This window comes from Deinococcus puniceus (assembly GCF_001644565.1).
In the GTDB taxonomy this organism is placed as follows: domain Bacteria; phylum Deinococcota; class Deinococci; order Deinococcales; family Deinococcaceae; genus Deinococcus; species Deinococcus puniceus.
Genome location: NZ_CP011387.1, coordinates 1828325 through 1841650, shown reverse-complemented (window position 1 = coordinate 1841650; position 13326 = coordinate 1828325). Strand labels below are relative to the sequence as shown.

The window sequence follows — 13326 nt, the reverse complement described above, 5'->3', positions numbered from 1 at the left end:
GGCCCGCTAGACTAATGCGTTATGTCGTCTGAGCCTGCCCCCCCCAATTTGATCCAATCTACTGTAGGCCAAAGAACCAGAGTCAAGCCGGAGGTCATGAGTCCGGTGGGCGGCTGGCCTCAATTGCGGGCGGCAGTCGAGGCGGGGGCCGACGCCGTGTTCTTTGGGGTCAACCCGGTAGAAGGCACAGGTTCCGGCTTTCATGCCCGTGCCAAAGTCGGCTTCGACGCCGCCGAATTGCCCGACATCATGCGCGATTTGCACGAACGGGGCGTGCAGGGTTTCGTGACCTTCAACGTGCTGGTGTTTGACCGGGAACTGCGCGACGCCGAGCGGCAATTGATTCACCTTGCCGAAAGTGGCGTGGACGCCATCATCGTGCAGGATCACGGCGTGGCACGGCTGGCCCGCCAGATTTGCCCTGATCTGGCGGTTCACGGCAGCACCCAGATGAGCGTGACCAGTGTAGAAGGCGTGCGGCACGCGGCGCGGTTCGGGGCCAGCCGGGTGGTGCTGGGGCGCGAACTCTCGCTGCGCGACATAGAACGAATTGCCGCTGCCACCGACATAGAACTGGAAACCTTCGTTCACGGCGCACTGTGCGTGTCCTATTCCGGCCAGTGCTTTTCCAGCGAGGCGTGGGGCGGGCGCAGTGCCAACCGGGGCCAGTGCGCCCAAGCCTGCCGCCTGCCCTACGAGATGCTGGTCGACGGCGTGCAGCGCGACCTCGGAGACGCCCGCTACCTGCTGTCTCCCGGCGACCTGTACGCGCTGCATCAGGTGCCGGAACTGGTGCGGATCGGCGTGAACTGCCTGAAAATCGAGGGCCGCTACAAAGACGCCGAATTCGTGGCCCTGACCACCGCCGCCTACCGTCAGGCCGTAGACGAGGCGTGGGCAGGCCTGCCCCTGAGTGTGACGCCGCAGCAGGAGCGCGACTTGGAGCAGGTGTATTCACGCGGCCTTGCCCCGCACTTTATGGCCGGAACCAATCACCAAACCGTCGTGCGGGGGCGTGCGCCGCGTCACCGGGGCGTGCAGGTGGGCGTGGTGCGCGGCCTGACCGAACGCGGCGTGCTGGTGGAACTGTCGGAGGCGCTGAAGCCCGGCGACGGCTTGGTGTTTGACCCGGCCAACTGGCGTGCCCCCGAAGGCCGCGAAGAAGGCGGATTCCTGTACGGGTTGTGGGCGCAGGGCCGCCAACTGAGCGAAGCTGAATTGGGTGCGGTGCGCCCCGGCCAGACCTACGAACTCCGCTTCGGGCGCGGCGCAGTGGATGGCCGCCGCGTGCGCGTGGGCGACCCGGTGTGGCGCACCCATGACCCGACGCTGGTGGCCCGCGTCAAACCCCTGCTGGACGCCAGCGATCCGGTCTATACCCGCCCGATTTCGGCTCAGTTCGTGGGGCAAGTCGGCCAGCCTGTAGCTCTCACCCTCACCGATGAAGCGGGCCGCAGCGTCACCGCCACCCTGCCCGAACCGCTGGCCCCCGCCCGCAACCGCGCCCTTGACGAAGCCAGTCTGAGAGAACAGTTGGGCAAATTGGGCGGCACACCATTTTACCTGTCGGCCCTGACCGTGCAACTCGAAGGTGCGGGATTCCTGCCCATGTCAGCGTTAAATGCCCTGCGAAGAGACGCGACAGATCAACTCCGGGCGCTCCGCCGAGAAGGAAAAGCTCAAGCCGTAGCCCAAACGTCAGCGTCCTTCCCACTCCCCACTGACCACTCCCCACTTCCCGCCCTTGAATCCCGCCTGCACGTCCTTGTCCGTACCCCCGAACAACTGGACGCCGCCCTCTTGGAGCGCCCCGACTCCATCACGCTGGATTATCTGGAACTGTACGGCCTGAAACCCAGCGTGGAGCGCGTGAAGGCGGCGGGAATTGCCGTTCGGGTGGCGAGTCCGCGCATCCTCAAGCCCACCGAACAGAATTTGCAGAAGTTCCTGCTGTCGCTGGGGGCCGACCTGTTGGTGCGTTCCGGCGGCCTGCTGGAAGGCTTGCAGGACGCGCTGGCCGAGTTGCCTGAAGACCAACGCCCCGCGCTGATCGGTGATTTCAGCCTGAACGCCGCGAACGTGCTGACCACCCGCGCCCTGCTGGACTTGGGCTTACAGCGCGTCACACCCGGCCACGACCTGAACGCCCGCCAAGTCACCGAACTGGCAGGCCTTGCCGGAGCCGCCGCGCTGGAAGTCATCGCCTACCAGCATTTGCCCGTGTTTCATACCGAGCATTGCGTGTTCTGCCGTTTTCTGTCCGATGGCACCGACTACACCAACTGCGGCCACCCCTGCGAAACGCACCGTGTGGCCCTGCGAGACGAGCGCGGTGTGGCGCACCCGGTAATGGCCGATGTGGGTTGCCGCAACACGGTCTTCGAGGGCCGCCCGCAAGTGGCTGCCGCGCATCTGGACGGCTGGCGGGCGGCGGGCCTGCGCGACTTCCGTTTGGAGTTCGTTCATGAATCGCCCGCCGAAGTCAGCGAAGTCATTCAGGCCCACCGCGCTTATCTCAATGGCTCGGAGTCGGCCCACACGCTGGCGACGCGCCTAGCTCCCATCGGTGCACAGGGCGTCACCGAGGGCAGTTTGTTCGTGCCCAACAGCTTCGAGTTGCTGCCTGCCTTGCCTGTACTCTGAGCCCTCGCCTCCTGTGAACTTGTCTACGTTGCCCCCATTAGATACCCCCCCAGTTATTTAGATCTCTAGTTTTTAAGTTCATCCCAGTCAAGTAGGCTGCTGTATGTCGGTTTCCTCGCCACACTGTTCGCCTGCCGAGGCGCATCCGGTCAAGACCGAGCGGCACGATACCGACGCCATGACGCACTGCACCAATACAGGCCTGCGCCATGTTCACACTTACCGCGAACACACGCACGGCCTGTTCGTGGCCCGCGCCTTTGACCGGCATCCGCGCATTCGGCATTGGCAGGCACAGCTTCTTCCAACGTTAGACGTGCAACTGTGCCGCTACGACTTCCATCAGGCCCGCGAACACGACTACTACATAGACATTGCCACCATCTCCCGGCCTGTGGGCAACGCCGCTGTATGGGAGGTGCGAGACCATTACCTTGACATCATCGTGCATGAGGGCGTGACCGCCGAACTGGTAGACGCCGACGAATTGGAAGCCGCCCAAGCCGCCGGATTTGTTTCCGAGAACGAAGCCCGCCGCGCTCACGCCGCCGCCGATGCGGTCCTGATCGGCTTAAAACTGGCCCGGTACCATGTGGCCGACTGGCTGGAGGCGCAGGGCGTGCGCGTGGAGTGGATGCAGTCGGAAGGTGTGGGGCAAGCTCAGTCGGCTGAACTGATGTCTTAGGCGGGCGAAACGTGGATCGTAGAACGTAGGAACAGCCAAACCACGATCTACACTCCACATTCCCGCCTGTCACCTTCCCGTGACACGCCGCCCGCTAGCGTAAACCCGTGATCGAAGTCAGCGGGTACACCAAACGGTACGGGCGGCATGAAGCGGTCAGCAACCTGAGTTTCAGCGTGCAACCGGGCGGCGTGTTCGGGCTGTTGGGCAGCAACGGCGCGGGCAAAACCACCACCATTCGGGCGCTGGTGGGCCTGACCCGCCCCACGTCGGGTACGGTGCGCGTGCAGGGATTCGACGTGTGGGCCGATCCGGTGAAGGCCAAAGAAGCCTTCGGGTACATTCCAGACCGGCCCTATCTGTACGGCAAGCTGACCGCCCGCGAGTTGCTGCGCTTCGTAGGCCAGCTCTACCGTGTGCCCAACGCCGACCCCGAAATAGACCGCTGGCTGGAGTTGTTTCGCCTGACCGACTACGGCAACGAATTGATCGAAACCTACTCACATGGGATGCGGCAAAAGGTGGCGATTGTGGCGGCCATGCTTCCCGACCCACCCGTGCTGATCGTAGACGAACCGATGGTAGGCCTCGACCCACACGCGGCGCGGCAGGTGCGCGAGTTGTTCCGGGCGCACGCGGATCGGGGCCGCACGGTGCTGCTGACCACCCACAGTTTGCCGCTGGCCGAGGCGATTTGTGACCGATTGGTGGTGCTAGACCGGGGCAAGGTGCTGGGCGAGGGCACGATGGATGACCTCCGCGCCCGCACTGGCACGGCGGCGGGCGGGGTACACGGCGACAGCCTGGAGCGGATTTTCTTCCGGCTGCTGGAGGAAGAATTGGCCGAAGCGGAAAGCAGGAAGGCCGAGGCGATGGGGTGACGACCCAGCCCTACCGTCCCGCTCAGCCCGCCACCCGCGCCCCCAGCCTGCTGGCGCTCAAGGCCACCGCCTTCGGGCACACGCTGCGGCACGGGCCAAAGTGGGGGTATGCCTTTTTAGTCGTTCTGGCGCTGGCGCTCATCTCGGCGGAAGTCTACGGTACATGGCGCTCACTCCAGTTCTTAGGCCGCTTCGGCTCCATCGGCACCAACGTCTTTGCCCGCGTGCTGGAAATCGGCCTGATCACCCTCAGCAGCGGCGTCACTTTTTCGGCCACCACCACCGCCATTTCCACGCTCTACCTCTCCGACGACCTGAATTTTTTGCTGACCCAGCCAATTCCCACACGCCGGGTCTTTGGCCTGAAGGTCTTTGAGACGTTCCTGAATACCGCCCTCGTGCCGCTGTTCTTGATGCTGCCCCTGCTGGCGACCATCGGCGTGTTTTTCGGTGCGCCGCTGTGGGCCTACCCGGTGATGTTGGTGGCCGCCGTCCTCACGTTTGCCGCCCCAGTCGGCCTCGGCGCACTCTTGGCAGTCGGCCTGATGCGGGTAGCTCCGGTGGGTCGCGTGCGTGAGGTGTCCACGGCGCTGGGCGTGTTGTTCAGCGCAGGCCTGGTGTACGCTATCCGCGCTCTGCGGCCCGAAGTCTTGGTGCAAAAGGTGCAAGACCCGGCGCAATTCGAAGCCCTGATGCAGAACTTCGCCAGCCCCAGCAGTCCTTTTTTGCCGCCTGCATGGGCTTCTCAGGGCATTTGGCAAGCGGCGCAGGGCCAGTTGGCGTGGCCGCTGCTGCCGCTGGCGGTGTTGTCTGGGGCATTGTTGTTGGCTGCCACCGCCCTCGCCACCCGCGCCTATCAGGAGGGGTGGGCGCGGGCGCTGGACTCCAGCACGCCCCAGCTCGATCCCCGCCCACGCCGTGCCAGTGCCGCCGAACGCTTTGCGGGCCGCTCCGGCATAGGCGGCAGCCTCGCCTACAAAGACCTGCGTCTTACCCTGCGCGACCCGACCCAGTGGAGTCAGTTGTTGGTGGTTGTCGCACTGGCGGGCGTGTACCTCGTCAGCGTGAAGTCGGTGCCAATCCCGATTCCACAGTTTCGCGGCATTCTCGGCTACGTGCAATTGGCTTTTCAGGGCTTCATCATCGCGGGGGTGGCGGTGCGCTTGGCGTTTCCGGCCCTGTCGGTAGAGGGCCGCGCCTACTGGCTGCTCCGCACTGGCCCCATCACCCCGCGCCAAATCGTGGTCAGCAAGTTTTTGGGCGTGCTGCCCGTCACGCTGATTTTGGGCTTGGTGATGGGCTTGGTCAGCGCCCACAGCATGAATCTTGGCCCCACCTTGTTCCTGCTCAGTGGGCTGGTCAGCGTCAGCAACGCCTTTGTCATCACGGCGTTGGGCGTGGGCCTCGGCGCGGCGGCTCCCAAATTCGATGCCGACAATCCTGCCGAAATCGGGGTCAGTCCCGGCGGTTTGGCCTTCATGGGCCTCAGCCTCGCGTATTCCGTGCTAGCACTGCTGCTGCTGGCCCGCCCGGTGGCCGGAAGCGTTCTGCGACCTGATCTGTTCCCCGGCTACAGCGCCCTCGCTACACCCGAAGGAATCTTGGGCTTAGTCGGGCTGGCGGTGGCAACGGTCTTCTGTACGCTGGGGGCGCTGCGCTGGGGCTGGGTGCGATTGGATCGGTTGGAGTAGGGGTGTGGGGCATGGGAAAGAGTACGCCGTGCCCGTCGAGTAGATGTTCATGGCCCATAGCTCGTAGCCAAAAGAGTAGCCAAAAAGAGAGGGCGGGAAAGCGCACCCACACGCCCCCGCCCTCTGTTTTTGACCTGTCTACTCTATACAGCCCATACCCTCATTCAGTCGTGAACGAGTTCAATCCCCGCCAACTCTTCCACCTTCAGGCCCCACTGGTTCATGGCGGCCACGAAGGGATCGGGGTCAAATTCTTCCACGTTGTACACGCCCGCTTTTTTCCAAGTGCCCTGAAGCATCAGCATCGCGCCGATCATGGCGGGCACGCCGGTGGTGTAGCTGATGGCCTGTGCCTGCACTTCCTTAAAGGTTTCGGCGTGGTCACAGACGTTGTAGACGAAATGCACCTTCTCTTGGCCGTCGTGCCCGATGCCGCGAGCCTGCACACCGATGCAGGTTTTACCGCTGTAGTCGGCGGCGAGGCTTTCGGGAGCGGGCAGCACGGCCTTCAGGAACTCGATGGGCGCGACTTGCTGGCCACGGAAATTAATCGGCTCGATAGAGGTCATGCCCACCGCTTCCAGCACGCTGAGGTGCTTGATGTAAGCTTCCCCGAAGGTCATCCAAAAGCGGGCGCGTTTGATGGTGGGAAAGTTGACCACCAGCGACTCCAGCTCCTCGTGGTACAGCACGAAGCTCTTGCGGGTCGCGACTTTGGGGTAATAGATGTCCTGTGCGATTTCCAGCGGCTGGGTTTCGATCCACGCGCCATTTTCCCAGTAGCGCCCGTTGGCCGTAATTTCGCGGATATTGATTTCTGGGTTGAAATTGGTGGCAAAAGGCTTGCCGTGACTGCCGTTGTTGCAGTCCACGATGTCCAGATAATGAATCTCTTTGAAGTGGTGCTTGGCGTGGTGTGCGGTAAACACGTTGGTTGCGCCGGGATCGAAGCCGCAGCCGAGAAGCGCCATCAGGCCTGCTTTCTCGAAGCGCTCGCGGTAGGCCCACTGCCACGAATACTCGAACTTGGCCACGTCCAGCGGCTCGTAATTGGCGGTATCGAGGTAATGCACGCCCGTTTCTAGGCAGGCGTCCATGATCGTCAAGTCCTGATAGGGGAGAGCCACGTTGATGACCAGTTCGGGCCGGAAGGAATTGAACAGTTTCACCAGTGCAGGCACATTGTCGGCATCCACGCTAGCCGTACTGAACTTGGTTCGGCTGTTGGGCATGTGCTCGTGAATCTCGGCCACGATCTTGTCGGCCTTGCTGACGGTGCGCGTGGCAATCAGCACTTCCGTGAACACGCTGTCGTTTTGGGCGCATTTTTTGGCAACCACGTTGCCCACGCCGCCCGCTCCAATAATGATGACTCGGCTCATACGCGGCCCAGTGTAACCTGTCTGCGTAAGCTGTCGGCCTCCCCGCTTCCCGGCACTGTGAGGGTTCTGGTCAGGCGGTCTTGCTAGGCTGCCCCTATGAGTCCGCCCACCCCGCCCCCTGCCCGAACCATTACCGATGCCCAGCGCAAAAGCACTTTCCGTACTTTCCTTTGGATTCTGGGTGGATTTGTCGCCACCATCGGCCTGCTCGTCGCCACCTTCAGCTTTCAGGGCCGCGCCGCCCGCGAATACGGCTCCCGCGCCGTGCAGGCAGCCATTGCCAGCAAGCCTTCGCCCAGCATTTCCTACGAGCAGCCCTGCGCCGACTTGCTGAACATGCCGCTGCCCGACACCGTAGACAAGTGCGTGATCAGGGTGATGAGTGGCGCGCCGGAAGCGATTCTGGACGTGGAGGGCGGGCGTCAGTACCGCGTGACAAAGTAATAAGCGGCAGGTGAGATAGATTGCCGGGCTGATATGTAACAATTAGCCTAACAGTCAGATAAACCCACCAGAGTGTATGGATGACCTTGGCTTGCCCTAAATCGGCTTTGGCGCTCATCTCATCTGCATGAATCGTAAGCGTTTCACACTATGAGACATGAAACACCTTATGTTCCCGACGGTGGCGCAAGCCGACGCTTTTGTTCAGGACTTGCAAGCACAGGGCGTCATTCGTCCCGAAATGGGTTCGGCGTCCATCAACCGCCGTAGCGCTATGTCTGGTGGCACCATGACCGACAGCAGCATGGCCAGCACGACGGGCGTAGCGCCGCACACCGATGTTGTTGACGGCAGCGCCGAAGACGCCGGAGCAGGTGCAGTGAAAGGCACGGGCGTCGGCGCGGCTGTGGGTGCAGTGGCCGGGGTCGTGGCTACGATTGCCACGGGCGGTTTGGCAGGTATTCCCGTCATTCTGGGCATGGCGGCCCTCGGCTCCGGCGTGGGTGCAGGAGTAGGCGCAGTGGGCGGCGCGGCAGGCGTGGACGAAACCAACGGTATGGGCCACACCTACGACGTAGATGACGATCACTATGAGCGGATGAGCAGCACGGTGTCCAGTGGTGGCCGCGCCGTCGCCATCGAAGATTCCATTCCACATGATGTGGTGGCTGCCGCTGCCGCCCGTCACGGTGGACAGTTCGTCTAAGTCCTGCGCTTTACCCTCAATCAAAAGAAGGCCGCTCCGATGTGGATGCGGCCTTCTTTCGTTGTCGACTGGGCGAATAACTGGGCGAAGATCAGTCCGAAGCGTTGACCGCCAACGGAGCGCCAGCGGCATTCACGTCGTTGACCAGTCCACCGTCGTCACGAGTTTTGGCGACGGCGATGGCATAAATCAGCAGGCCGAACAGCGGTTTGGCGAGAACATCGGCGATGGTGTAGCCGACTTGCACGCCCACCACGGCGCTTGAACCCACGATGCCCAGCATCGGCAGAATGTAGGCGATGGGGTACACGCCCCACGACAACAACAGCAGCAGCCGCAGGTTCCGCACCAGCACTTTTACTTCTGCGGATTGGCGCTCGGTGGCGCGGGCGAGTTCCACCCACAGGATGTACAGGATGTACAGGAAAGGAATGGTGCTGAGCGTGCCCCACAAGAAGCGCGTGCCCGTATTGGTGGAAATTTCGCCGGGATAGCCCAGAACGATCATCAGGGTGGCGGCCACGGCCAAGCGCAGAATCAGGCTGTTGGCCACGTTGCGGGCGAGGGCCAGCACGGCAACGGCCTCAACCAGCAAAAGGGGCACAGTGAGCAGCCAGTCTACGTAGCGGTAGGCATCGTTGAAGGGCACGCTCGTCGGTGCATAGACGCCCGCCGCATTCAGCGCGTAAGCCGCCTCGAAACTGTTGAAGATTCGCACGTAATGATAGGCAGCGATGGTTACCACGACGCCGCTGATCAGGAGGGCGATCCGGTATTTGGGAGCCACGCTGGAACGTGCCAAGAAGAAGAAGATGGCAGACGCGCCCATTGCGGCAATAGCGAACGAGAAGAAGTTGTAGATAAGGTTGAACTGACCTGCGGTGAGGGTTGGCCCTGAAGTATCTGGCCCGCCAACATTGGTTTGGGCAAGCGCGACGCCCGCAAACAGGACGGCAAGGAATGGCAGCACACGTTTCATCATTGTTCCCCCAGAAAGCGCTGCATACAGCTGGTGATACGGATTCCGATTCAAAGCGCCATAATGTGCGCTTCAATCCGAGCGGACTGGCACAGCACGAAGTGAGCGAGTGGGAAAAAGTACGGGCTACGCGATATGAAGCCGCAGAGGGGGCTGTCCCGGTTGTGGCGGAATAGAGCGGAGTCCGTATAACTAAACAAAATGACAGGTCACAACCGCACACGGCGATTGAGTTGGTTTGGGCGCTCGAGCACCACTGAGTTTCTGGCCGAACTCATCATGCTCCTGCCCTTAATCAAATTTAATGATGATCTCTTACAGTCTGATCTAGTGACCAGAACCAACACTCTTTAAACCGCCAGTCATCAAAAGGAGCAGTGTGAAATTCCCATCGTAATGTCGCTTCTGGGATTGACTCACTGATGTTTAGGGACATTTGACTACTGAAAGTTGACGAGCTTCCAGCTTTTAGCCTTTGCCTCGTTCGTCTATTAAGCTGTACAGAGATGCGTTCTTCCCGCCTGAAATTGCCGCCGCGTTGGCTGATGTTGCCCCTTGCTCTGGCGGTGTTGGTGGGCCTCGGCCTGAATACTCGCCAGAACCGCAGCGCCGATTTGGCGGCGGCCCGTGCCTATGCAAGCGCCGTGCAAACAGCGGCCCAGCGGGCGTGGAAGGCTGACCCGGCCCAGCCTTTTTTGGAAGCGGGCAGCAGTGAAGACTGCCGGGGCGCGTACCGGGGCGGTGTGGCAGAGGCCAAAGTCAGCACCTGTACGGTCACGCGCCTGCCCAACGGCTTTGAAGTCGACGTGACGCTGGGGCAGGCGCAAGTGACGGCCACGACGTATTAAAACCGCACACGCCCCGCACTATTTCAGGTTGCGCTTTTCAAACAGGCCAGCAGTGTCGGAGTGCGTTTTCATGGCCTCGGCATTGGCGCTGATCGCCCCTTCCAGCACCCCCACGATTTCGGCCAGCGGTAGAGTAAACACGCCCGCTTCTCCGGCATCGAAGGCGCTTCGCCACTGCTGGTAGCCGCTCTGGTCGGTGGGGATTGCCGCGTGTGCGTCTATCAATTCGGTCAGGCACGCTTGGGCCGCCGCTTCGGTAAGGGGCAGGTGGCCCAACTCGGTTTGCAGGCCGCTGGGCGTCAGTGGGTTATGGAGGCGCAGGCCGTCCAATTGAACGTGTAGCACGGGGCCGCCGGGCAATTCCTCGCGTTTCAGAATCAGGGCTGTAGACGTGTCCTCGCCGGGGCGGGTGCGGTAAGTCCAGCGCTGGCCGGGCGCAAAAGGGGTCATGTGCTTACTGTACGGCCCGCCATGTAGGAGGGGAATCGGCGTTTTGGCGGAGCTTGGGCAATTGCTTTGGCCTGCGTTAGCCTTTCCCTATGACTGACTCCGTTGATACTGACTCTGTAGGTGTCGCAGCGTTGTACCTGTCGGATGTACGGGCACGAATGCGTAGCGTGAAGGCGCTCGGAGACGGTGCGCTGGCCCAACTGCGGGAGACGGAAATCGGCACGGCGTTGTCGGCAGAAGGCAACAGTGCCGGGGTAGTGGTGCAGCATCTGGCCGGAAATATGCGTTCCCGCTGGGGTGGCCTGAGCCACGGTTATACGGCGGCGGAAGGTGAAACAGGGACACGCAACCGCGACGCCGAATTTGAGCCGCGCCTAGCGAATCTGTCTGAAGTGCTGGCCGAGTGGGAAGCGGGTTGGGCTGTGTTTTTCTCTGCTCTAGATCACCTCACGCCCGCCGACCTGACCCGCCCGCTGACCATCCGGAGCGAGGTGCATACCGTGCTGGAAGCCATTCAGCGGCAGGTGGCGCACTACAGCGGGCATGTGTATCAACTCATTTTTCTGGTCAAAACGTTGCGTGGTGCGGAGTGGCAGACCCTCAGCATCGCGCGTGGAGAGTCGGCGGCGTTTAATGCACAAATGCAGGAGCGGCAAACACCGGAGCGGCAAACACAGGAGCGCAACGGCTGACGCTCCAGCCCTGTCTGACCCGCCCGCCTGTCTGTTCCGGCCCGCCGCGCGATACTGCACGCCATGAGTGCCGATGGCCTGCCCGAACGGTTTGATGTGATGGTGTACCCCGCCGCCGAATTGCGGGGCGAACTGCGGGCACAACCCAGCAAAAACTACACCACCCGCTACCTGCTGGCGGCGGCGTTGGCCGAGGGAGAAACCCGCGTGGTGGGCGTCGCCACCAGTGAGGACGCCGGGGCCATGCTGCGTTGCCTTGCCGATTGGGGCGCGGGCGTGGAATTGGTGGGCGACGACGCCGTGATCCGGGGATTCGGCGCACATCCGGCGGCGGGCGTAACCCTCAATCCGGGCAATGCGGGGGCAGTGGCCCGCTTCCTGATGGGCGTGGCGGCGCTGACCACGGGCACGACCTTTGTCACCGATTACCCAAATTCGTTGGGCAAGCGGCCCCAAGGAGATTTGCTGGACGCCCTAGAGCGGCTGGGCGCACGGGTCAGCAGCGACGCTGGAAAACTACCCATTTCTCTCTCCGGGCCAGTGCGCGGCGGCCCAGTGGAAGTGAGTGCCGAACGCTCCAGCCAGTACGCCAGCGCCCTGATGTTTTTGGCCCCGCTGCTGCCCGGCGGCCTAGACCTGCGCCTGACTGGAGACATCAAAAGCCACGCGCCACTGCGCCAGACGCTGGATACGTTGGCGGCGTTTGGAGTGCAGGCCAGTGCCAGCGATGCCCTCAGCCGGATTTCTATTCCCGGTGGGCAACGTTACCGCGCAGGCCGCGTGTTGGTGCCCGGCGACTACCCCGGCAGCGCTGCACTCTTGGCGGCGGCGGCCACCCGCCCCGGCGTGCTGCGCCTCAGCAATCTGCGCGAGCATGACCTTCAGGGTGAGCGCGAGGCCGTAGACGTACTGCGCCAGATGGGGGCCGATATTACCCGTGAGGGAGACACCCTGACCGTGCGCGGCGGCCTGCCCCTGACTGCCGTGACCCGCGACGGAGACGGCTTTACCGACGCTGTACAGGCGCTGAGTGCTGCCGCTGCCGCTGCATCCGGCACCACCACTTGGGAAAACGTGTATACCCTGCGCCTCAAGGAGTGTGACCGCATCAGCGACACGCGGGCCGAACTGGAACGCTTGGGCCTGAGCACTTCGGAAACAGAGGACAGCCTGACCATCACGGGAACTGAGCGAGTCGCGGGCGGCGTAACTGTCAACGGGCACGGCGACCACCGCATGATCATGCTACTCACCCTGCTGGGGCTGAGGGCCGAGGCTCCCATTCGGATCACGGGCGCACACCACATCCGCAAAAGCTATCCGCAGTTTTTCAGGCATCTAGAGGCGCTTGGGGCAAAGTTCGAATATTTGCCGACTGACGCGCACTGAGGGAGCGAGCATTCGTCCCCAGCTTTAAGGGGGGTGTTATGTGAGCAACGGGGGGGGTTGTCTTCCAACTCCGCCCAATTTTTACACCGCGTTCCAGAACTGAGGCGCAGTCAGTAAAACTATTTATGCTGAGTTCAAGATTCAACCCGGTGCAAATAGAACCGTTTGAATCGGCCCAGCGCCAATGCCAAGCCGTGAAAGCCTAGCGCCACTGCTTTCACACTACAGGAGGTTTTGCCCGTGACTCAGCCCAATCTGTACAGCACCCCTGACCTTCAAGGCGATTCGTCCGCATGGATGAGCTTTATCTGGATCGCGTTCGGCCTCAGCTTCTTCATGATGCTCGTGGGCGTGTATTACCTGCCCGTAGATTGGTGGATCAAAGGCTACTTGTACATGGGCACGATGTTCCTGACGGCCAGCACGCTGACGCTGAGCAAGAGCCTGCGTGACCGCCACGAACACGAACGGCTGGTGAACCGCGTCAAGAGCGCCCGCACCGAACAGGTATTGAGCAAATACGGCGAATAAAGTCT

The 13326-nt window shown here is 62.2% G+C and carries 13 protein-coding genes; 10 read left to right on the top strand and 3 right to left on the bottom strand.

Translation table 11 applies throughout. From position 1 onward, the window contains the following. Positions 1-96: 96 nt before the first annotated feature. From SU48_RS08360 to SU48_RS08345, 4 genes are all read left to right on the top strand, one after another. On the top strand, positions 97-2643 hold the full coding sequence (locus SU48_RS08360) for a U32 family peptidase (RefSeq protein ID WP_064014857.1): 2547 nt from the start codon (positions 97-99) through the stop codon (positions 2641-2643). A gap of 103 nt (positions 2644-2746) precedes the next feature. Further along, positions 2747-3328, top strand: a complete 582-nt coding sequence (locus SU48_RS08355) for a DUF402 domain-containing protein (RefSeq protein ID WP_064014856.1) — start codon at positions 2747-2749, stop codon at positions 3326-3328. 107 nt (positions 3329-3435) lie between these two features. Beyond that, a complete protein-coding gene (locus SU48_RS08350) occupies positions 3436-4209 on the top strand; it encodes an ABC transporter ATP-binding protein (RefSeq protein WP_064014855.1) in 774 nt (257 codons plus the stop codon). After that, entirely contained in the window at positions 4206-5900 is a 1695-nt protein-coding gene (locus SU48_RS08345; protein WP_064014854.1) for a putative ABC transporter permease subunit, read from the top strand. The genes SU48_RS08350 and SU48_RS08345 overlap by 4 nt, the downstream gene beginning before the upstream one ends. Positions 5901-6064: 164 nt before the next feature. Here SU48_RS08345 and SU48_RS08340 read toward each other — a convergent pair whose 3' ends face one another. Next, on the bottom strand, positions 6065-7282 hold the full coding sequence (locus tag SU48_RS08340) for a saccharopine dehydrogenase family protein (protein WP_064014853.1): 1218 nt from the start codon (positions 7280-7282) through the stop codon (positions 6065-6067). Positions 7283-7378: 96 nt separating this feature from the next. Between SU48_RS08340 and SU48_RS08335 the strand changes: the two genes are divergently transcribed. Then, positions 7379-7726 (top strand): hypothetical protein, encoded by a 348-nt coding sequence (locus tag SU48_RS08335; RefSeq protein WP_064014852.1) that lies wholly within the window; start codon positions 7379-7381, stop codon positions 7724-7726. Positions 7727-7883: 157 nt separating this feature from the next. Further along, on the top strand, positions 7884-8432 hold the full coding sequence (locus SU48_RS08330) for a hypothetical protein (RefSeq protein ID WP_064014851.1): 549 nt from the start codon (positions 7884-7886) through the stop codon (positions 8430-8432). Positions 8433-8523: 91 nt separating this feature from the next. Here SU48_RS08330 and SU48_RS08325 read toward each other — a convergent pair whose 3' ends face one another. Beyond that, complete coding sequence (locus SU48_RS08325; protein ID WP_231881570.1) at positions 8524-9411, bottom strand: bacteriorhodopsin-like; 888 nt, start codon at positions 9409-9411, stop codon at positions 8524-8526. A 506-nt stretch (positions 9412-9917) separates the two neighbouring features. Between SU48_RS08325 and SU48_RS08320 the strand changes: the two genes are divergently transcribed. Continuing rightward, the gene (locus SU48_RS08320; protein WP_064014850.1) at positions 9918-10259 is read left to right on the top strand and encodes a hypothetical protein; all 342 of its coding nucleotides are present in this window, start codon (positions 9918-9920) and stop codon (positions 10257-10259) included. Positions 10260-10277: 18 nt separating this feature from the next. On the opposite strand, the gene SU48_RS08315 is transcribed toward SU48_RS08320, so the two are convergent. Further along, positions 10278-10709, bottom strand: a complete 432-nt coding sequence (locus SU48_RS08315; RefSeq protein WP_064014849.1) for a hypothetical protein — start codon at positions 10707-10709, stop codon at positions 10278-10280. Between the two features lie 89 nt (positions 10710-10798). Between SU48_RS08315 and SU48_RS08310 the strand changes: the two genes are divergently transcribed. The 3 genes from SU48_RS08310 (at position 10799) to SU48_RS08300 (ending at position 13321) form a co-directional block, all read left to right on the top strand. Beyond that, a complete protein-coding gene (locus SU48_RS08310; RefSeq protein ID WP_082869723.1) occupies positions 10799-11401 on the top strand; it encodes a DUF1572 family protein in 603 nt (200 codons plus the stop codon). Positions 11402-11464: 63 nt separating this feature from the next. After that, complete coding sequence (gene aroA / locus SU48_RS08305) at positions 11465-12790, top strand: 3-phosphoshikimate 1-carboxyvinyltransferase (RefSeq protein WP_064014847.1); 1326 nt, start codon at positions 11465-11467, stop codon at positions 12788-12790. 240 nt (positions 12791-13030) lie between these two features. Continuing rightward, complete coding sequence (locus SU48_RS08300; protein WP_064015942.1) at positions 13031-13321, top strand: YiaA/YiaB family inner membrane protein; 291 nt, start codon at positions 13031-13033, stop codon at positions 13319-13321. Positions 13322-13326 lie beyond the last annotated feature (5 nt).